The organism is uncultured Lactobacillus sp., from assembly GCF_902491705.1.
GTDB lineage: Bacteria > Bacillota > Bacilli > Lactobacillales > Lactobacillaceae > Lactobacillus.
This window is the reverse complement of the sequence record NZ_CABUIW010000010.1, coordinates 28,307-49,958: the sequence shown is the minus strand read 5'-3', so window position 1 is coordinate 49,958 and position 21,652 is coordinate 28,307. Positions and strand designations below refer to the sequence as shown.

Sequence of the window (21,652 nt, the reverse complement as noted above, 5' to 3'; positions counted from 1 at the left end):
CTGCAAGAACACCATTCTTCATAGCTTCTTGTAAACCTTGGTCAACTGAAGGAATGAATTCACGAGGAACAACACCACCAACGATGGCATCTTCGAATTCGTAACCCTTACCTTCTTCGTTAGGAGTAAAGTCAATCCAAACGTCACCGTATTGACCTTTACCACCTGATTGACGAACGAACTTACCTTGTGCCTTAGCTTCCTTGGTGAAGGTTTCACGGTAAGCAACTTGTGGTTCACCGATCTTAGCATCAACGTTAAATTCACGTCTCATACGGTCAACCATGATGTCCAAGTGAAGTTCACCCATACCTGAGATCAAAGTTTGACCAGTTTCTGGGTTAGTTTCAGCACGGAAAGTTGGGTCTTCTTCAGTAAGCTTTTGCAAAGCAACGTCCATCTTATCACGGTCAGCCTTTGACTTAGGTTCAACTGATACTTGGATAACTGGATCTGGAACTTTCAAGCTTTCCAAAATAAGTGGGTGATCTGGGTCAGTTAATGAGTCACCAGTAGTGGTGTTCTTCAAACCGATGGCACCAGCGATATCACCTGAGAATACTTCTGGAATTTCAGTACGTGAGTTGGCGTGCATTTGAAGCAAACGACCTACACGTTCACGACTGTTCTTTGAAGCGTTCAATACGTATGAACCTGATTCAAGAGAACCAGTGTAAACACGGATGAAAGTCAAACGACCTACGAATGGGTCAGTAGCGATCTTGAATGCAAGAGCTGCAAATGGCTTCTTGTCGTCAGCCATAAGTTCAACTTCGTCACCAGTCTTAGGATCATGAGCAACATAAGGCTTAACGTCAAGTGGTGATGGCAAGTAGTCAATAACACCGTCAAGCATCATTTGAACACCCTTGTTCTTGAATGCTGAACCAGCGTAAACTGGGAAGAACTTCAAGTCCAAAGTTGCCTTACGGATAGCAGCCTTCAATTCATCGTTAGAAATTTCTTCACCGCCAAGGAATTTTTCCATGATGCCGTCATCAACATCAGCAACAGCTTCAATTAAGTCGTTACGACGCTTTTCAGCTTCTTCCTTGTATTCGTCTGGAACTGGAACAGTGTCCCACTTAGAACCAAGCTTGTCTTCGTCGTAGATATCAGCAACCATGTTGATCAAGTCGATAACACCTTCAAAAGTGTCTGCTGAACCAATAGGCATTTGAACGGCATGTGCATTAGCGTTTAAACGTTCGTGCAATGACTTAACTGACTTATCGAAGTCAGCACCGATCTTGTCCATCTTGTTAACGAAAACAATACGAGGAACACCGTAAGTTTCAGCTTGACGCCATACGTTTTCAGTTTGTGGTTCAACACCAGCTTGGGCGTCAAGAACAGTTACGGCACCATCAAGAACACGAAGTGAACGTTCAACTTCGATAGTGAAGTCAACGTGTCCTGGGGTATCAATGATGTTAATTCTGTAGTCTTTCCATTGTGCAGTAGTGGCTGCAGAAGTAATAGTGATACCACGTTCCTTTTCTTCATCCATCCAGTCCATTTGTGAATCACCTTCGTGAGTTTCACCAATTTTGTGGATCTTACCAGTGTAGTAAAGGATACGTTCAGTAGTAGTAGTCTTACCCGCATCGATGTGGGCCATAATACCAATGTTACGTGTCTTTGCTAATGGAAATTCACGCTTGTTAGCCATAAATTATTCTCTCCTTAAATTAAAACGAACAAATTAGAAGCGGTAGTGTGCGAATGCACGGTTAGCTTCAGCCATACGGTGAACGTCTTCACGCTTCTTAACTGCTGAACCAGTGTTGTTTGAAGCGTCGATGATTTCGTTAGCTAAACGTTCATCCATAGTGTGTTCGTTACGTAAACGAGCGTATGAAACAAGCCATCTTAAACCTAAAGTAGTTCTTCTTTCAGGACGTACTTCAACTGGGATTTGGTAGTTTGAACCACCGATACGGCGAGCTCTAACTTCCAATACAGGCATAACGTTGTTCATAGCTTCTTCAAATACATCAAGTGGTTCCTTACCAGTCTTGTCTTGAACAATGTTGAAAGCATCGTAAAGGATTGAAGATGCCTTAGCTTTCTTACCATCAATCATTAAGTGGTTGATTAACTTAGTAACAAGCTTTGAGTTGTAAACTGGATCTGCTAAAACGTCTCTCTTAGTTACGTGACCTTTTCTAGGCATTATTTAACTCCTCCTTTAATCTTTCTTAGTACCGTACTTAGAACGGCTTTGCTTTCTGCCTTCAACACCAGCAGTATCGAGGGCACCACGAACGATGTGGTAACGTACACCAGGAAGGTCCTTTACACGACCACCACGGATTAATACAACTGAGTGTTCTTGCAAGTTGTGGCCTTCACCTGGGATGTAGGCAGTAACTTCGATCAAGTTTGAAAGACGAACACGAGCGTACTTACGTAAAGCTGAGTTAGGCTTCTTTGGAGTCATAGTACCAACACGAGTTGCAACACCACGCATTTGTGGAGCTGGGTTGAATACTGATTCCTTCTTCATACTGTTGTAGCTGTAATTCAAAGCAGGTGACTTTGATTTAGTAACCTTTGAATGACGGCCTTTTCTTACCAATTGATTAATGGTTGGCATTAATTTTTCCTCCTAAAAATTACTATTTTGTTCACACATCCGGGAGTTTCTTTTTTGACTCACGAATAAACTGTTCAAAACATACAAACACTATTGTACTCGGTTTTCTCCAGAAATCAAACTTTTTAAAAATAAAAAAAGAAAAATCAGCATTTTTTGCGTAATAAATATTGGAGGAACAAAAATGCTACAAATTTTATTTAACTTTTTTATTGGGGCAGCTCTTGCGTCTCACGCCGGCGTAATTTATGACAGATACAATCTTGAAGACTTCGCGTTTACCCGTTCAAAATGTGCCAGCTGCAAAATGCCCCTCTCACTTCTTGATGAAATTCCAATCATTTCTTTTCTATTATTAAAAGGAAAATGCAGAAACTGTAAACAAGAAATACCGCCGCATTTGTTCATCATCGAATTCATCGGCGGATTATCGTTCATTGATCTAAACTTCAATGTACCCAGTATATTTGAATTTTTATTCCGTTTCTTCCTATTAATAATTGCCATTTTTGATTATTACGAAAAAGAATTCCCTACAATCTTCTTAATTCCGTTAGTCATTATTTCGTTTGGCCAATTTGACGCCCAACTTTTATATAACTTAGTTTTATTACTGCCACTTGCAATTATCATGTTCATATTTGCTATTAAAGGAAAAATGGGCTTTGGCGATTTATACCTCTACCTCATTCTATCTATTCACTATGGTTCAATGTCTTCTAACATAGCCTTTCTTGTTGCATCAATTTTGTCCATCATCGTTTATCTATTAGAAAAACAAAACGATTCGATCCCATTTATTCCTTATATTTATGTAGGTGTATTATTTGCCAATCTCTTATAACACAAAAAAGAGTCCCTATCACTTAGATAGGAACTCTTTTTAAATCTATTTAACAGAAATTATTTACTTTTGTGGTTCAGCGTTATCTTTTTCCTTTAATTGCCTTTCGATGTCAGCAATTGAGTAAACTGAATCTGGCTTCTTAACGTCAGCTTCAGGTTCCATGCTGCGGTATACAGGCATACCAGTACCAGCTGGAATAATCTTACCAATAATAACGTTTTCCTTAAGACCAAGAAGTGGATCGTTCTTGCCTCTGATTGAAGCATCAGTAAGAACACGAGTAGTTTCCTGGAATGAAGCAGCTGACAAGAAACTGTTAGTTTCCAAAGCAGCCTTAGTAATACCTAAGATTACGCTTTGTGCAGTTGCTGGAATACCACCAGAAATAATTACTTCCTTGTTGCGGTCTCTAAATTGACCGATGTCCATTACTTCACCTGGCAAGATGTCAGTTTCACCTGGGTCAAGTACACGAACCTTTTGAAGCATTTGACGAGTCAATACTTCGACGTGTTTGTCAGAAATATCTACACCCTGCATTCTGTAGGCCTTTTGAACTTCAGCCAAGATGTACTCTTCAGTAGTCAAAGTATCAGTTACTTGGATCAATTCCTTAGGGTCAACAGAACCAAGAGTAAGCTTGTCACCACGGTGAACATAGTCGCCTTCAGCAACAGCTACTGAAGCAGTGTAAAGAACACTGTAGCTTCTAGTATCAATCTTACCCTTAACTGTGATTTCACGAGTATGTTCAGCTGGGTTTTCTTGAATTGAGTCAATTACACCATCTACTTCAGAAATGGTTGCACGACCCTTAGGGTTACGTGCTTCGAACAATTCTTGAACACGAGGCAAACCTTGAGTAATATCTTCAGCACCGGCAACACCACCGTTGTGGAAAGTTCTCAAAGTAAGCTGGGTACCTGGTTCACCAATTGATTGTGCGGCAACAGTACCAACTGCTTCACCGACTTCAACTTCTTCACCAGTAGCAAGGTTCATACCATAACACTTACGACATACACCGTGAGGAGTATCACAGGTAAGAATTGAACGGATTTTAACTTCAGTTACACCAGCATCACAAATCTTGCGAGCCATTGCTTCGTCCATCATGACGTCCTTACCAACGATTGCTTCGCCAGTCTTTGGATCCTTAACAGTTTCAGCAGTGAAACGACCAACCAAACGATCATATAATGGTTCAATCATTTCGTCGCCTTCCATAATGGCCTTAACTGTAATACCACGATCAGTACCACAATCGTCTTCACGAATGATAACATCCTGAGCAACGTCAACCAAACGACGAGTCAAGTAACCTGACTGAGCAGTCTTCAAGGCCGTATCAGTCATACCCTTACGAGCACCGTGAGTGGACATGAACAATTCAAGCACGGACAAACCTTCCTTGAAGTTTGAGGTAACTGGAATTTCGAACAAACCACCGTTTGGAGTAGCCATCAAACCACGCATACCAGCTAACTGAGTAAAGTTAGAAATGTTACCACGGGCACCTGAGTCGGCCATGATAGTGATTGGGTTACGTGGGTCGTAAATTTGAGCAATTTCGTTTTGGATTTCATCCTTACATGCATTCCAAATACTAATTACTCGATCGTGACGTTCTTGTTCAGTAATCAAACCACGTCTAAATTGCTTAGAAACAACGTCAACTTGCTTACGTGCCTTAGCTACCTTTTCATCCTTGTCTTGGATTTCAGGAACGTCGGTCATACCAATAGTGATACCTGAAGTAGTTGAACTAGTGTAACCTAACTTCTTCAAGTCGTCCAAGTATTCTGAAGTTCTTTGAACCTTGTAGTACTTGTAAATAGTGGCAATTGAGTCTGACAAGAAGCCACTCTTGAATGGACTAGCAACTAAATCGTCGCCAACTTCATCAATCTTCTTATGAATGTCTTCACCTTCGTTTAAGAAGTACTTGGCATCCAATGGATTGTTCAAGTTTTGTTCAGTTGGTTCGTTGATGTAGAAGTAGTCATCTGGGAACAATTGGTTGAAGACAAGCTTACCGTAAGTAGTGATGAAGATGCCGTGTTCATAACCCTTAGGCCATGGCTTCTTAGGCATAGCATCAGCTGACATACCAATAATAGTATGGTAGTGAATGTCACCATTTTCATAAGCTACAGTTGCTTCTGCTGGTGAACTGAAGATCATGCCTTCACCTTCACGACCACGTTCAGCTTGAGTCAACCAGTAGTTACCCAAAACGATATCCTGTGATGGAGTAACGATTGGCTTACCATCCTTAGGAGCCAAGATGTGGTGAGCAGCAAGCATTAACAAACGTGATTCAGCAACAGCTTCATCTGAAAGTGGTACGTGGATGGCCATCTGGTCACCGTCGAAGTCGGCGTTGTAAGCTTCACAAGCTAATGGGTGAAGTCTGATTGACTTACCTGGTACCAAAACTGGTTCGAAGGCTTGGATACTCAAACGGTGAAGAGTAGGTGCACGGTTCAAAAGAACTGGACGTTCCTTAATGACGTCTTCAAGTACATCCCAGATGTCATCGTCTTCACGATCGATCTTACGCTTAGCGTTCTTAATGTTAGAAGCAATACCACGCTTAACCAATTCGTGCATTACGAATGGCTTGAATAATTCCAAAGCCATTGGACGAGGAACACCACATTGATAGAACTTCAATTTTGGTGAAACATCGATAACTGAACGACCTGAGTAGTCAACACGCTTACCAAGCAAGTTTTGACGGAAACGACCTTGCTTACCTTTAAGCATGTGTGAAAGTGACTTAAGTGGACGGTTACCTGGTCCAACAACTGGACGGCCACGACGACCGTTATCAATTAAAGCATCAACAGCTTCTTGAAGCATACGCTTTTCGTTTTGAACAATGATGCTTGGAGCGTTCAAATCAAGCAATCTCTTCAAACGGTTGTTACGGTTAATAACACGTCTGTACAAATCGTTCAAATCTGAAGTTGCGAAACGTCCACCTTCAAGTTGAACCATTGGACGAAGATCTGGTGGGATAACTGGAACAGCATCCATAACCATCCATTCAGGCTTGTTGCCTGAGTTCTTGAATGCGTCCAAGATGTCCAAACGTCTAATTGCGCGAGTACGCTTTTGACCAGTTGCAGTTTGAAGTTCTTTCTTCAAATCCTTAACTTCTTTGTCAAGGTCAACCTTCTTAAGCAAATCACGGATAGCTTCTGCACCCATCTTAGCTACGAAGCGGTTGCCGTATTTTGCCTTTTGTTCACGGTATTCAGCTTCAGTTAATAATTGCTTAGGTTCAAGGTCAGTATCACCTGGGTCAATTACGATATATGCAGCAAAGTAAATTACTTCTTCAAGCAATCTTGGAGAAATATCCAATACCAAACCCATTCTTGATGGAATACCCTTGAAGTACCAAATATGAGTTACAGGAGCTGCTAATTCGATGTGACCCATACGTTCTCTTCTTACCTTTGAAGAGGTAACTTCAACGCCACAACGATCACAAACTATGCCGCGGTATCTAACACCCTTGTACTTACCACAAGCACATGACCAATCTTTAGTTGGTCCAAAAATTCTTTCATCAAACAAGCCATCTTTTTCAGGCTTTAAAGTACGGTAGTTGATGGTCTCTGGCTTCTTAACTTCACCATATGACCAGCTTCTGATCTTGTTAGGTGATGCAAGACCAATTTGCATACTTTCAAACTTATTTACGTCGATCAAAAGTTTAACCTCCTACTATTTAGAAACTTTACCGTCAGATTCATCTGCAGGAGCTACTGGCTTGTCTGCAGGCTTGTCATCATCTTTTTTATCTTCTGATTTTTCAGTTTCTTCGGCTAACTTCTTCTTTTCTTGTTCTTCTGCCATACGTGACAATATATCGATATTCAAGTGTTCACTTGATTCTTCATCCATATCACGAAGCTCGATTTCATTGTGGTTCATATCAAGAACACGAATGTCCAAACCTAATGATTGAAGTTCCTTTACAAGAACACGGAATGATTCAGGTACACCTGGCTTAGGAATTCTTTCACCCTTAACGATAGCTTCATATGCTCTTACACGACCAACAACGTCATCTGACTTGTAAGTCAAGATTTCTTGCAAGGTGTAAGCTGCACCGTAAGCTTCGAGGGCCCAAACTTCCATTTCACCAAAACGCTGACCACCGAATTGTGCTTTACCACCAAGTGGTTGTTGAGTAACCAATGAGTAAGGCCCAATTGAACGAGCGTGGATCTTATCGTCAACCATGTGAGTAAGTTTCAAGTAGTGCATGACACCAACTGATACACGGTTGTGGAATGGTTCACCGGTACGACCATCGTAGATAACAGTCTTACCATCTTTATCCATACCAGCTTGACGAACAGTGTCCCAAACATCGCTTTCGTTTGCACCATCAAATACTGGAGTTGCAACGTGAATACCTAATTGACGAGCAGCTGCACCCAAGTGCAATTCAAGAAGCTGTCCGATGTTCATACGTGATGGAACACCCATTGGGTTCAAACAAATGTCTACTGGAGTACCATCTGGAAGATATGGCATATCTTCTTCTGGTACAACTGCAGCAACAGTACCCTTGTTACCGTGACGACCAGACATCTTGTCCCCAACTTGAATCTTTCTCTTTTGTGCGATGTAAACACGAACCATTGTGTTAACACCTGGTGAAAGTTCATCGCCGGCTTCACGAGTGTAAACCTTAACGTCTTGAACGATACCGCCACCACCGTGTGGTACACGAAGTGAAGTATCACGAACTTCACGAGCCTTTTCACCAAAGATAGCGTGAAGTAATCTTTCTTCAGCAGATAATTCAGTTACACCCTTAGGAGTTACCTTACCTACCAAAATGTCGCCATCGTGAACTTCTGCACCGACACGAACGATACCATCAGCATCGAGATCCTTCAAAGCATCTTCACCGATGTTAGGAAGTTCTCTAGTGATTTCTTCAGGACCAAGTTTAGTATCACGAGCTTCTGATTCGTAGTCTTCGATACTAATTGAAGTGTAGACATCATCCTTAACCAAACGTTCTGAAAGCATGATGGCATCTTCGTAGTTGTACATGTTCCAAGTCATAAATGCGATAAGTGGGTTTTGACCTAAAGCAAGTTCACCGTGATCCATAGTTGGACCATTAGCAATTACATCACTTACGTCAACGTGGTCACCCAACTTAACGTTAGGAGTTTGGTTGTATGACTTAGAGTTGTTTGAACGACGGTACTTTTCAAGAGTGTACTTGTCTAAAGTACCATCTTCACGTCTAATACGGATTTCGTTAGCATCAACGTATTCAACAGTACCTGCTGCCTTAGCAATTAATGCAGCACCTGAATCGTGAGCTGCACGATATTCCATACCAGTACCAACAAGTGAACCGTGTGGGTTGATCAAAGGAGCAGCCTGACGTTGCTGGTTGGCACCCATCAAAGCACGGTTTGAGTCGTCGTTTTCAAGGAATGGAATACATGCTGAAGCAACTGAAACAACTTGCTTAGGAATAACGTCCATGTAGTCAATCTTGTCTGGAGTAACTTCGACGTTATCTTCCTTTTGACGAGCCAAAATAATCTTTTCCTTGAATGAACCATCTTCGTTCAAAGGAGTGTTGGCACCGGCAATGATGTAGTTATCTTCTTCATCAGCAGTTAAGTAGTCGATCTTGTCAGTTACCTTGTGAGTATCCCAAGAAACACGACGATATGGAGTTTCGATGAAACCATACTTGTTAATAATTGCGTATGAAGCAAGTGAGTTAATCAAACCAATGTTAGGTCCTTCAGGAGTTTCGATAGGACACAAACGACCATAGTGAGTATAGTGAACGTCACGAACTTCATATCCGGCACGGTCACGAGTCAAACCACCAGGCCCTAAGGCTGACATACGACGCTTGTGAGTCAATTCACCCAATGGGTTGTGTTGGTCCATGAACTGTGAAAGTTGTGATGAACCGAAGAATTCCTTGATACTTGCAACAATTGGACGAATGTTGATCAATTGTTGTGGAGTAACAGTTGATGGATCTTGGATTGACATTCTTTCACGAACAACACGTTCCATTCTTGCCAAACCAATTCTGAATTGGTTTTGAAGAAGTTCACCAACACGACGAATACGACGGTTACCCAAGTGGTCGATATCATCAGTTGTACCGATCTTGTCTTGAAGAGCGAAGAAGTAGTTAATTGAAGCTAAAACATCAGCTGGAGTCAAGTGCTTAACATCTGCATCGATGTGACCGTTTGACATTAACTTAACTTCACGTTCAGGATCAACCTTTGAGTAAACCTTAATTTCTTGAACAGTAATAGGATCTGGTAATACGCCTTCCTTTGAAGGTTGGTAAGTTACCATCTTGAAGTCATCACGATCAAGGTATGGAGCAAGTTTGTCCATTACTTCATGAGTAACAACTGTATCCTTCTTAACAATGATTTCACCAGTATCTGGATCAGCCAAAGTTTCAGCTAAAGTTTGACCGTACAAACGGTTCTTAAGTGAAAGCTTCTTGTTGATCTTGTAACGACCAACTGGTGCCAAGTCATAACGACGTGGATCAAAGAAACGAGCGTAGAGCAGTGAACGTGATGAATCAGTAGTCTTTGGTTCACCTGGACGAAGTCTTTCGTAAATGTCCTTCAAAGCTTCAGCTACACGTGAGTCAGCTGGGTTCTTGTGAACATCCTTGTCCAAAGTAAATTGCAAAGTATCACTTTGACCGAACATATCAATAATGTCACTGTCAGAACCAATACCCATAGCTCTAATCAAAACTGTAAGAGGCAACTTACGAGTACAGTCAACACGAACGTATGAAACGTTCTTAGCGTCAGTTTCATATTCAAGCCAAGCACCACGGTTAGGAATAACAGTAGTACCAAAGATTTGACGACCGTTCTTGTCATAATCGCCAGTGTAATATACACCAGGAGATCTTACTAATTGAGAAACGATAACTCTTTCGGCACCATTAACGATGAATGAACCTGATTCAGTCATCAATGGCAAATCGCCAAAGAATACATCTTGAGTCTTAATTTCACCAGTTTCTTGGTTAGTAAGCTTCAAAGTTACGTGCATTGGTGCAGCATAAGTTGCATCGTGATCACGAGCTTCGTCAACCGTGTACTTAGGCTTTTGAAGCTTGTAGCCAACATATTCTAATGAAAGCTTACCTGAGAAGTCACTAATAGGCATAATGTCGTCAAAGACTTCTTTAATGCCTTTATCAAGAAACCACTTATATGATTCGGTTTGAACATCGGTCAAGTTTGGCAGCTTCAAAACTTCTTTAATTCTTGAAAAACTGCGTCTAGTTCGATGCTTACCGTAGTTCACTACGTGTCCATTTAACAAGGAAAAAACATCCTTTCTGTCTAAGAAAGCAAATATTACATTTCTGTTACAAATTCAAAAAACCGCAATTTTAGGCATAAAAAAGACAAAAACAACGTGTGTCGTTTTTGTCATTATCATTTTGCTGGACAATAGATCAGCAAAATCCTGAATCTCAGTCTTTTTAAATCAGCAAAAATTATATGTTATTTTTGATATTTTGTCAAGGTAAAATGCCTATTACTACTTGACTTTTTCCAATTTTTTGGTAGATTTCTCAACTTCAAATTTTAATTTACCATGTTGACTACCAATCTTCAAAGTATCGCCCTTTTGAACTTCGCCAGTTATCAGCATTTCTGCCACTTTATCTTCAATATCATTTTGGATTGCTCTTCTTAATGGACGAGCTCCATTTTCTGGATCATAACCATCTTGAACGATCTTATCCAAAGCAGCGCGAGAAAGCTTAAGCGTAATACCTTTCTTTTGCAAACGTTCAACCAACTTATGAGTAAGCAAAGTAACAATGCTACGCAATTGCTTCTTGTTTAATTCGTCAAAGACAATTGTCTCATCAATTCTGTTCAAAAATTCTGGACGGAAGAATTGCTTAATTGCTTGTTCAACCTTGCTTTGTCTTTCCTTAGCTTGGTCTACGTTATCTGCATTAAAGCCGACTGCATTGGCATCAAACAATGAGCGTGAACCTAAGTTAGAAGTCATGATAATAATGGTGTTTCTAAAGTCGACTTTTCTACCCTTAGAATCAGTTAAGAAACCTTCATCAAGTACTTGCAAAAGCAAATTGAACACATCTGGATGGGCCTTTTCTACTTCATCAAGAAGTACTACTGAATATGGATGACGACGAACTTGTTCTGAAAGTTGGCCGCCTTCTTCATAGCCTACATAACCAGGAGCTGAACCAATCAACTTGCTTGAAGCAATTTGATCCATGTATTCAGACATATCGAGTCGAATCATGTTGTCTTCTGAACCAAACATTGCAGCTGCAACAGACTTAGCTAATTCAGTCTTACCAACACCTGTTGGGCCTAAGAATAAGAATGAACCGATTGGACGACGTTCATCCTTGATTCCACTTCTGCTTCTACGAATAGCACGAGCTACTGCAGAAACAGCCTTGTCTTGACCGATAACACGTTTATGAAGGACACTTTCAAGGTTAGCAAGTTGACGAGTTTCATTACGCTTCATTTGAGTAACTGGAACTCCGGTCCAATCTGAAACCACCTTAGCAATATCTTCTGGTTCAACAATTGCATTTGCGCTTATTTTAGTGTGCAAAGTTTCAACTAGCTTTTCACGCTTGGCTTGCAAAGCATTTTGCTTATCTTGCAACTGAGCAGCCTTAACAAAGTTTTGACTTGCGGCAGCTTCATTCTTTTGGTCAATCAATTTCTTGATTTCATCATTGATTTTGACCAACTTATCGTCAGAGCCAACATTATTGCGGATCTTTACTGCAGCACTAGCTTCATCGACCAAGTCGATTGCCTTATCTGGTAAAAATCTGTCAGAAATGTAGCGGCTTGATAAATCAACTGCGTCTTCAAGACTTGCTTCAGAAATAGTTACGTGGTGGAACTTTTCATATTTTGGCTTCAAGCCTTGTAAAATTGCCAAAGCTTCTTTTCTTGATGGTTCATTAAGACGAACTTGTTGGAAACGACGAGCCAAAGCTTGATCTTTTTCAATGTATTTTTGATATTCGTCAAATGTAGTTGCACCGATCATTTGAATATCGCCGCGAGCAAGTGAAGGCTTTAAAATGTTAGATGCATCAATTGCGCCTTCAGCACCACCAGCACCAATCAAAGTGTGCATTTCATCTACGAACAAAATAACTTTGCCGTCTTTAGCGATTTCATCCAAGATCTTCTTCATTCGATCTTCGAATTCACCACGGTATTTAGTACCGGCAACTAAATTACCCATGTTAAGTGCCATTACACGCTTATCGAGTAAGTCTTCTGGTACCTTTTTCTTAACAATTTCTGTAGCAATAGCTTCTGCTACAGCAGTTTTACCAACACCAGGTTCACCAACTAAGACTGGGTTGTTCTTAGTACGGCGAGAAAGAATTTGAATTACACGTTTAATTTCTTTAGAACGACCAATAACTGGATCAATTGCGCCTTCACGTGAGCGTTGATTCAAGTTAATTGCTACCTTGTCCAAAGTAGGAGTTGTGCTAGCCTTACGTTTCTTTTGTGCTGGGGCTGCTGATGCAGATGAATTATTATTACCTAACCAGTTAGCTGAGTCGCCAAAGTCTTGATCTTGTTCCAAGCTATCAATTGCATCTTGACGCAAGCGACCAATATCAACATTTAAGTTCTTTAAGATCATTGCTGATAAAACTTGTTCACTAGCAGTTATTCCTAGCAAAATATGGTTAGTTTGGATTTCTTTGTATCCACCTTGATCTGCTTGTCTTTTAGCATAATCTAGTGCCAAGCTCAATCTAGGAGACATTTCCATATAACTAGCTTTAGCAGCTGAGCCGTAGCCTGTGTAACGCTCAATTTCTTCACGCACAGCAGTAGGAGTAAGGCCCCATGAGCGAAGGATCTTTCCTGCTTCACCGTCTGTTTCAATTACTAAAGCCAATAAGACATGTTCTGTTCCAATCAAGCGATGATGGAAATTTTGTGCTTGTTCACGCGCAATTTCCAACACTTGATTAGCGCTTTTACTATATGAGTTTTCCATACAAACACCACCCTTTAAAATACGTTATGGTATTTTACTTTTATTTCGTTAGTAAGTAAAATAATTTAACTTGTCCCGTCATTATTATGACCATAATCATCCATTTAATCAAAAATTGCAGTAGCAATTTCAGTCAAATATTTTTTATCTGTTTCATCAAAATTATTTAGTTTAGTAGAATCAAAATCAAAAACGCCCCAAAGTTTCTTGTCTTTAAAAATAGGGACAACAATTTCTGAATTTGAAGCACTATCGCATGCAATATGGCCAGCAAATTCATGCACGTTAGGCACGATTTGTGTCCTTTTTTCTTGTGCAGCTGTTCCGCAGACGCCCTTGCCCATTTGAATATGCACACAAGCTGGCATCCCTTGAAATGGGCCTAAAATCAACTCTCCATTTTCAAAGCGATAAACTCCAGCAAAATTCACATTTTCAAGTGAATTAAATAAAAGCGCAGATAAATTGGCCGTATTAGCAATCCAATCTTCTTCGCCATCAATTAGTGCTTTAGCTTGTTTTACTAATAATTCATAATTTTCTTTCGTAGTAGCTGTCATCTTTATGTCCCCTATAGTTTTAGAGTGTATTATAACAAAAAGAAAAAAGCTGTCTATTGTGACAGCTTATGATTATCGGGAAAACGCGATTTGAACGCGCGACCTCTACGTCCCGAACGTAGCGCTCTACCAAACTGAGCTATTTCCCGCAAAAAAAGGCTCACCATTCGGTGAGCCTTCTATCTTGGAGCGGAAGACGGGATTCGAACCCGCGACCCCCACCATGGCAAGGTGATGTTCTACCACTGAACTACTTCCGCATAACAAATATTATTATAGCAAACTAATTTTTCATTGCAATACTTTTTATTCAAAAAAGTACAAAAGAATTTTAGGTACAAAAAAAGCTCACTTCCGTGAGCTTTTCATCCTAGAGCGGAAGACGGGATTCGAACCCGCGACCCCCACCATGGCAAGGTGATGTTCTACCACTGAACTACTTCCGCATAACAAATATTATTATAGCAAACTAATTTTTCATTGCAATACTTTTTATTCAAAAAAGTACAAAAGAATTTTAGGTACAAAAAAAGCTCACTTCCGTGAGCTTTTCATCCTAGAGCGGAAGACGGGATTCGAACCCGCGACCCCCACCATGGCAAGGTGATGTTCTACCACTGAACTACTTCCGCATAACAAATATTATTATAGCAAATTGTTTTTACATTGCAATACTTTTTAATAAAAAAATCTCATATCCATGCATTAAAACACAGATATGAGATCTTATTTATTATAACTTTGCTTTAAAAAAGTAATCATCAAAGGTTAAATTCAAGTCTAATTTGATAGTGCCACTACCATTTCTAGAATTCTTAGGCACATGAATTTCAGCAATAGTATCGCCGTCTCTATCTACCAAATCGTAAGTTCTATTTCTTTTACTTGGTTTAAAATTATTAACGCGTACATGAGCTTTAAAATCATAATCGTGAACAGGTAGTTTCCCCTTGTATGAAATCATTGACCGTTGAAAGTTCTTCCTGTACATCCAAGTAACTTCATCCTTAATTAAAGAAACATTGCTAAAACTAAATCTAGGTTTATTACCAATGAAGCTTGATTTCTTTATAGCTTTCCCATTAGATTCCAGAGTTAATTTCTTGAAGAAAATATTCTTAACTTGCTTAACTGAATATGGTGAAGATGGTGCTTTATCATAATCTTTTTGAGATAAGACCTTAATTTCATCTTTATCACATCTAACCTTAATTACCCAAAAAGCATATCCACTATCTTTACCCGCTGGTATATTCACAGAACCTTGAGTATTTGCTTGAATTTCTGCCATGGTCTTAGGATTATACAAAGTTGAATAAAATGTGACCTTTAAATTTTGATCGCTTGGCTTTTTCCAATCCGTTGCATATATTTCATTTCCAATTGTATAAGTCCCATAAGGCATATGGTCAAAATCATGATAATCTTTATCATAAATAAGAAATTGATGTTCACACCAGTGTCCAACTTGTGATTCATCTAAGATCTCTGCTTTGGCACCGTTTTTCAATATTCCCCGATTATCAAAAAATTCATTTATCAACTGTGCAGAACTTTCATCATCTGCCGCAACTTTTTGATTAGTAGTCATCCCTACAACTATTGCACTAAAAAAGAGCAATATTAAAGATAGAAAGGTAACCTTCTTTTTTAATTTCATATTTTCATTCCTCCCAACATGAAACCAATGTTATTTTACACCCTAAAAAACTACGCAGGCACAAAAAATAACCAAGCAAAATGCTTGGTTATTTTTATATATTAAAGACTAAATTTAGTTCTTCTTGTTCTTCTTTTCCATATCGGCCTTAACTTCAGCTTCAATTGAAGGAACTGCTTCAGGACGCATAGTTGGGAAGAGAAGTACGTCACGGATAGCTGGAGCATCAGTCAAAAGCATTACCAAACGGTCAATACCGATACCCAAACCACCTGTAGGTGGCATACCGTATTCCATAGCACGAAGGTAATCTTCATCGATCATATCAGCTTCGTCGTTACCAGCTTCACGTTCTTCCATTTGAGCTTCAAAACGTGCACGTTGGTCATCTGGGTCGTTCAATTCTGAGAATGCGTTACCGTATTCTTCACCCATGATGTAAATTTCGAAACGATCAGTAAATCTTGGATCGTCAGCGTTCTTCTTTGCAAGTGGTGAGATTTCTACTGGGTGGCCGTAAACAAATGTTGGGTCAACAATAGTTTCTTCACAGTATTTTTCAAAGAAGGCGTTAATAATGTGGCCAACTTTCCAGAACTTTTCAACGTGGATGTCATGGTCTTCAGCAATCTTAGTTGCTTCTTCAAGAGTCATTGGCTTCCAGAAGTCAACGCCAGTCTTTTCCTTGATAAGGTCAACCATGTGAACACGACGGAATGGCTTGCCTAAGTCAATATCAGTACCTTGGTAAGTAATCTTGCCATCGTCAGTAACAACCTTAGCTGCAGCACGGATAATACCTTCTGCTTCATCCATAACATCGTGGAAGTCCCAGTATGCTGCATAGGTTTCAAGTTCAGTAAATTCTGGGTTGTGGTGAGTGTCCAAACCTTCGTTTCTGAATACACGGCCGATTTCGTAAACACGTTCCATGTCACCAACAATCAAACGCTTAAGTGGAAGTTCCAAAGCAATTCTCATGTAAAGGTTAATGTCCAAAGCGTTGTGGTGAGTAATAAATGGACGAGCTTCAGCACCACCAGGAATGTTGTGAAGTACTGGAGTTTCAACTTCCATAAAGTCTAAGCCATTTAAGTAATCACGAATAGCTTGAATAATTTGAGTACGGTGAACAAAACGCATGTAGCTGTCACGGTTAGTAATCAAATCAAGGTAACGTTGACGGTAAATTGCTTCAACATCCTTCAAACCGTGGTACTTGTCTGGCAAAGGACGAAGAGCCTTTGACAAGAATGTTACGTGAAGAGCTCTAATGGTAAGTTCACCAGTATCAGTCTTCATAACTTCGCCTTCGATACCTAAGAAGTCACCAATATCTGATTTCTTGAAGATCTTGTAGTTGTCTTCACCAACGATGTCTTTACGTACGTAAATTTGGATCTTACCAGTACGGTCGTAAAGATCAGCAAAACCTACCTTACCCTTGCCACGTTTAGCAAGCATACGACCAGCAATCTTGGTCTTAGGCATGTCATTGTTTAATTCATCTTTATCTTCTTTGCCATACTTTTCTTCCAAAGTACGTGCTAAATCTTGACGATCAAATTTTCTTTGGCCAAATGGTTCAATTCCATTTTCGCGCATTTCGTCCATCTTTTGGCGACGAACTCTTAATTGGTCGTTCATTTCATTCTTTGCCAATTTATCTTTCCTCCATTTATTTGTTCATTGTCGCGCGTCGTGCTTCACGTGCTTTTTCTCTTTTTTCGTATTCATCTACAAAGTTATCAAGCAAGTCATACACTTCTTGACGCGTCCAGACCTCATTTATTTTAGCACGAGTACGGGCCGAACGGGGAATTCCCTTTAAATAGTATGCAGCTTGTTGACGAAATTCAGGAACTGCACGCTTTTCACCGTGAATTTTAACTAAAGCATTTAATTGGTGCTTAGCAGTTTCTACCTTTTCACGCACAGTTTGTGGCGGTAAGGTTTCACCAGTCTCTAAATAATGTACCATATCCTTCAAAATCCAAGGATTACCTAATGCGGCACGGCCAACCATCACTGCAGTACAGCCAATTTCATCCAAAGCTTTTTTAGCAAGCTCAGGAGTTCTAATGTCACCGTTAGCTACAAATGGAATATCCAAAACTTGGGCAACATCATGCAAAACTTCCCAATCAGCTTCGCCTTGATACATTTGTTTTCGAGTTCTACCGTGCATTGCAAGCATGCTGGCACCTGCTTCTTGAGCAGCCAATGCATTTTCTACAGCAAAAACATGCTTTTTATCCCAACCAGTTCTCATTTTAACAGAAACTGGCTTTTGGACATTCTGTACTACTGCATGAACCATTTGATAAATCTTGTTTGAATCAAGTAACCATTTGGATCCTGCATCAGTCTTAGTAACCTTAGGTACAGGGCAGCCCATATTAATATCAATAATATCGGCATCCGTATGTTGATCAACATATTGAGCAGCCTGAAGCAGAGTATCTTCGGTCCCTCCGAAAATTTGAATACTCATTGGATGTTCTCTTGGGTCAACATCCATCATGCTCAAAGTTTTCTTATTTCTATAAATAATCCCGTGATCCGAGATCATCTCGCAGACAACCAGCCCAGCTCCGAATTCCTTACATACAACGCGGAATGCTGAGTTTGAAACTCCCGCCATCGGCGCAACAACAACTCGGTTTGGAATGGTGATATCGCGAATTTTCCAGCTGTTATCCACCAAATCATCCTTTCAAATAACCCTATTATAATATCAAAAAAGCCCCGCAGGATAAAACCTTAGGACTTTTTAATTTAAATTAATAGTCTTTGTCGTCTTTTTTCTTAGCTAAGATATCTTTTAATTCATCTTCACTGTAGTGATATTTGTTACCACAGAAGTTGCAAGTAAGTTCTGCGCCGTGATCTTCATCAATCATGGCCTTTAATTGTGAATTCTTCAATGTTTCAAGAATTCCAGCATACTTTTCTTTTGAACAGTCACAGCTAAATGCGACATCTTCTTTTTCTAAGATCTTGCAATCAGTACCCAAGATCTTGCGAGCTAAATCTTCTGGTGTCATTCCATCTAAGAATGATGAAGAAAGTGCAGGCAAAGCTTCAATGCGCTTAATTGTCTTAGTAATAAGTTCATCACTTGCGCCAGGTAAAGCTTGAAGCATGAATCCACCAGCTTCGCCGATTGTATTATTTGGATTTACGAAAACTGATAAACCAACAGCTGATGGGATTTGTTCAGACTTAGTAAGGTAATATGCAAAGTCTTCAGCAATTTCACCAGATACAATTGGCACTTGACCAGTATAAGGAGTCTTTAAGCCAAGATCCTTAGTAACTTCAAGCATCCCTTGACCCACAGCCTTTTTCACATCAATATGACCATTCTTCTTAGGTGGCAAAGCAATATGTGGATTTCGTACATATCCTTTAACCTTCAAATTAGCTGTTGCAGTTACAACTGTTGGGCCAACTGGACCATTACCCATTAATCTAACAGTTAATTCTTCTTTATCTGTTAATTCAGCACCAGCAAGAAGAAGTGAACCTACCAAGGTACGTCCAAGTACTGCTGCTGAAGCTGACCACAAGTCGTGACGCTTTTGTGCTTCAGCTACTACGTCTTTAGCGGTGATTGTAAGCAAACGCAAATTCTTTGTTTTATCGATTGCTTTAATTAAATAATCACTCATTTTTGTCCTTCTTTCTTTTCTAAAAAAATAGAGCCTTATTCAGGCCCTACTTTTATTTAATTATCTTTGTGCTCATCGTCTGCAGATGAATCATTAGTAGTTTCATCCTTTTCAGGATTTTCAGCATTGTGCTCTTCAACTTCATGATTCTTTTCTGAAGGAGTTTCCAAAGCAGTCTTTTCTTGATCAGCTAGTACCTGATCTGAATCTTTCTTTTCTGCCTTTTCTACTTCACGCTTTTCTGCAGCGGCTTTAGCTTCTTCATAAGTTGAAGCCTTTGATTCACTTGGATATTCGCTTTCGTCCTTTTCAGGCATCTTACCAGTCTTATACAAAGACATGATTTGCTTTTCGTCCAAAGTTTCGTATTTAAGCAAAGCTTCCGCAATAATTCTATGCTTTTCTTTGTTTTCTTTTACGATTTCTAAGGCCTTAGCATGAGCTTCATCCAAGATCTTCTTAACAGCTTCATCAATCTTAGCAGAAGTTGCTTCACTGTATGGCTTAAAGCCGTAAGGATTGGTTTCGCCTTCTTTTTCAAGTTCAACCATACCTAATTCATCAGTCATACCATAGTTAACAACCATGCTGTGAGCAATTTGAGTTGCTTGTTCAAAGTCGTTTGAAGCACCAGTTGATTTATCACCAATGGTTGCTTCTTCACCAGCACGACCACCCATTAAACCAACAATTTGTTCAAATAATTGTTTCTTAGTCAAAATGAATTGATCGTCTTTTGGAAGCATGATGTTGTAACCACCGGCACGGCCACGTGGCACGATAGTTACCTTACGTACAGTTCTTGAATCACTTAAAACTAAACCACAGATTGAGTGACCAGCTTCGTGGAAAGCCACTCTACGTCTTTCAGGCTCTGCAATTAAACGGTCCTTCTTAGCAGGTCCGGCAATTACACGGTCTTCAGCTTCATCAATATCAGAAGCAGTAATTTCAGTACCGTTTCTACGAGCGGCTACCAAAGCAGCTTCGTTTAAAACGTTAGCCAAATCAGCACCTACAAAGCCAGGTGTTTGACGAGCTACTTCCTTCAAGTCAACATCTGGAGCAAGTGGCTTGTTCTTAGCGTGAACCTTCAAAATAGCTTCACGACCACGAACGTCAGGACGACCAACTAATACCTTACGGTCGAAACGACCAGGACGAAGTAAGGCTGGGTCCAAAACATCTGAACGGTTAGTTGCGGCAATAACGATTACGCCTTCGTCGCCTTCGAAACCATCCATTTCAACCAACAATTGGTTCAAAGTCTGTTCACGTTCATCGTTGCCACCGCCGGTGCCATTACCACGACGACGACCAATGGCATCAATTTCATCGATAAAGATGATACTTGGAGCATTCTTCTTGGCATTGTTGAACAAGTCACGTACACGACTAGCACCAACACCAACAAACATTTCAACGAAGTCTGAACCTGAAATTGAATAAAATGGTACGTTAGCTTCACCAGCTACGGCACGAGCAAGTAAAGTTTTACCAGTACCAGGAGGACCCTCAAGTAAAACACCAGATGGGATTCTTGCACCTAACTTAGTGTATTTTGATGGATCTTTTAAGAATTCAACAACTTCGACTAATTCTTGCTTTTCTTCTTCTTCACCGGCTACGTCAGAGAAACGAACCTTGTTCTTAGAAGGATCCTCTGGTTTAACGTGTGAGCGGCCGAAGTTCATAATTCCGCCGCTGCCACCACGACCAGCACCGCTTTGATTCATCATCATCCAAAGCATGACAATAAACAAAACAGTTGGCACAAGCATGACAATGGTTGAGATCCAATTGCCTGATTGTGATTCTCCTTGAGTAGTCATCCGAGCGTTACTCTTTTGTGCCAAGTTTTGCACGTTAGAAACTGTTGAATCGTTTTGTAACATGGTGGTAGAGAAGCGTGATACTTTTCTACTTGAACTATTACTAAAGAAATCAAAACTACTATTTGATTGATTCTTTGTTGTTTGTGCAGTCTTGTAACTACCTGAAACAGTGTAGACACCATTAGCAGGTTGAACACTAAAGTTTTTAACTTTGCCTTGGCGTAAATCCTTAACAAATTGGGAGTAGCTAATGTTTTCGCTGCTGCTTCCATTGTTAGAACCGCCGAGTGCCCAGTTGATTCCCCATAGGAGTAGAAGGAACACAACTATATAGAAAAGGCCATTCGAAAGTAGCCTATTCCGGTTATTCTTCATAAAA

The 21,652-nt window shown here is 40.1% G+C and carries 13 protein-coding genes and 4 tRNA genes; 1 reads left to right on the top strand and 16 read right to left on the bottom strand.

Annotated features, from left to right (window positions below; all coding sequences use genetic code 11):
* The 3 genes from fusA to rpsL form a co-directional block, all read right to left on the bottom strand.
* Positions 1 to 1,672: elongation factor G (gene fusA / locus RDN22_RS03510; RefSeq protein WP_308555957.1), on the bottom strand; the 1,672-nt coding region annotated here is incomplete at its 3' end.
* Between the two features lie 33 nt (positions 1,673 to 1,705).
* Positions 1,706 to 2,176, bottom strand: a complete 471-nt coding sequence (gene rpsG, locus RDN22_RS03505) for a 30S ribosomal protein S7 (RefSeq protein WP_308555955.1) — start codon at positions 2,174 to 2,176, stop codon at positions 1,706 to 1,708.
* A 15-nt stretch (positions 2,177 to 2,191) separates the two neighbouring features.
* Positions 2,192 to 2,599 (bottom strand): 30S ribosomal protein S12, encoded by a 408-nt coding sequence (rpsL, locus tag RDN22_RS03500; protein WP_003549020.1) that lies wholly within the window; start codon positions 2,597 to 2,599, stop codon positions 2,192 to 2,194.
* Between the two features lie 184 nt (positions 2,600 to 2,783).
* On the opposite strand from rpsL, the gene RDN22_RS03495 reads away from it, so the two are divergent.
* On the top strand, positions 2,784 to 3,443 hold the full coding sequence (locus RDN22_RS03495; RefSeq protein ID WP_308555949.1) for a prepilin peptidase: 660 nt from the start codon (positions 2,784 to 2,786) through the stop codon (positions 3,441 to 3,443).
* 63 nt (positions 3,444 to 3,506) lie between these two features.
* On the opposite strand, the gene rpoC is transcribed toward RDN22_RS03495, so the two are convergent.
* From rpoC to ftsH, 13 genes are all read right to left on the bottom strand, one after another.
* Complete coding sequence (gene rpoC / locus RDN22_RS03490) at positions 3,507 to 7,169, bottom strand: DNA-directed RNA polymerase subunit beta' (protein WP_308555947.1); 3,663 nt, start codon at positions 7,167 to 7,169, stop codon at positions 3,507 to 3,509.
* A 15-nt stretch (positions 7,170 to 7,184) separates the two neighbouring features.
* Positions 7,185 to 10,826 carry a DNA-directed RNA polymerase subunit beta gene (locus RDN22_RS03485; RefSeq protein ID WP_308555945.1) on the bottom strand — a complete coding sequence of 1,214 codons (3,642 nt, stop codon included), beginning with the start codon at positions 10,824 to 10,826 and terminating at the stop codon, positions 7,185 to 7,187.
* Positions 10,827 to 11,048: 222 nt separating this feature from the next.
* The gene (locus tag RDN22_RS03480) at positions 11,049 to 13,544 is read right to left on the bottom strand and encodes an ATP-dependent Clp protease ATP-binding subunit (protein ID WP_308555943.1); all 2,496 of its coding nucleotides are present in this window, start codon (positions 13,542 to 13,544) and stop codon (positions 11,049 to 11,051) included.
* A gap of 104 nt (positions 13,545 to 13,648) precedes the next feature.
* The gene (locus RDN22_RS03475) at positions 13,649 to 14,104 is read right to left on the bottom strand and encodes a GAF domain-containing protein (RefSeq protein WP_308555941.1); all 456 of its coding nucleotides are present in this window, start codon (positions 14,102 to 14,104) and stop codon (positions 13,649 to 13,651) included.
* Positions 14,105 to 14,179: 75 nt separating this feature from the next.
* Positions 14,180 to 14,253 (bottom strand) — tRNA-Pro (locus RDN22_RS03470).
* A 36-nt stretch (positions 14,254 to 14,289) separates the two neighbouring features.
* Positions 14,290 to 14,364: transfer RNA gene (locus RDN22_RS03465), tRNA-Gly, on the bottom strand.
* Between the two features lie 114 nt (positions 14,365 to 14,478).
* A tRNA-Gly gene (locus RDN22_RS03460) sits at positions 14,479 to 14,550 on the bottom strand.
* Positions 14,551 to 14,664: 114 nt separating this feature from the next.
* Positions 14,665 to 14,736, bottom strand: a tRNA-Gly gene (locus RDN22_RS03455).
* A gap of 101 nt (positions 14,737 to 14,837) precedes the next feature.
* Positions 14,838 to 15,764, bottom strand: coding sequence for a hypothetical protein (locus RDN22_RS03450; RefSeq protein ID WP_308555939.1), 927 nt, complete (start codon positions 15,762 to 15,764; stop codon positions 14,838 to 14,840).
* Between the two features lie 114 nt (positions 15,765 to 15,878).
* Entirely contained in the window at positions 15,879 to 17,426 is a 1,548-nt protein-coding gene (lysS, locus tag RDN22_RS03445) for a lysine--tRNA ligase (protein ID WP_308555937.1), read from the bottom strand.
* A gap of 16 nt (positions 17,427 to 17,442) precedes the next feature.
* Entirely contained in the window at positions 17,443 to 18,468 is a 1,026-nt protein-coding gene (gene dusB, locus RDN22_RS03440; protein ID WP_308555935.1) for a tRNA dihydrouridine synthase DusB, read from the bottom strand.
* A 79-nt stretch (positions 18,469 to 18,547) separates the two neighbouring features.
* Complete coding sequence (gene hslO / locus RDN22_RS03435) at positions 18,548 to 19,438, bottom strand: Hsp33 family molecular chaperone HslO (protein ID WP_308555933.1); 891 nt, start codon at positions 19,436 to 19,438, stop codon at positions 18,548 to 18,550.
* Positions 19,439 to 19,494: 56 nt separating this feature from the next.
* A complete protein-coding gene (ftsH, locus tag RDN22_RS03430) occupies positions 19,495 to 21,648 on the bottom strand; it encodes an ATP-dependent zinc metalloprotease FtsH (protein WP_308555931.1) in 2,154 nt (717 codons plus the stop codon).
* Between the last annotated feature and the right edge of the window lie 4 nt (positions 21,649 to 21,652).

Bases quoted from the DNA above. Each gene is read 5' to 3' on its own strand.
- rpsL (WP_003549020.1), bottom strand. From the start codon at position 2,599: ATGCCAACCATTAATCAATTGGTAAGAAAAGGCCGTCATTCAAAGGTT.
- RDN22_RS03480 (WP_308555943.1), bottom strand. From the start codon at position 13,544: ATGGAAAACTCATATAGTAAAAGCGCTAATCAAGTGTTGGAAATTGCG.
- RDN22_RS03475 (WP_308555941.1), bottom strand. From the start codon at position 14,104: ATGACAGCTACTACGAAAGAAAATTATGAATTATTAGTAAAACAAGCT.
- RDN22_RS03450 (WP_308555939.1), bottom strand. From the start codon at position 15,764: ATGAAATTAAAAAAGAAGGTTACCTTTCTATCTTTAATATTGCTCTTT.
- hslO (WP_308555933.1), bottom strand. From the start codon at position 19,438: ATGAGTGATTATTTAATTAAAGCAATCGATAAAACAAAGAATTTGCGT.
- ftsH (WP_308555931.1), bottom strand. From the start codon at position 21,648: ATGAAGAATAACCGGAATAGGCTACTTTCGAATGGCCTTTTCTATATA.
- RDN22_RS03495 (WP_308555949.1), top strand. From the start codon at position 2,784: ATGCTACAAATTTTATTTAACTTTTTTATTGGGGCAGCTCTTGCGTCT.
- rpsG (WP_308555955.1), bottom strand. From the start codon at position 2,176: ATGCCTAGAAAAGGTCACGTAACTAAGAGAGACGTTTTAGCAGATCCA.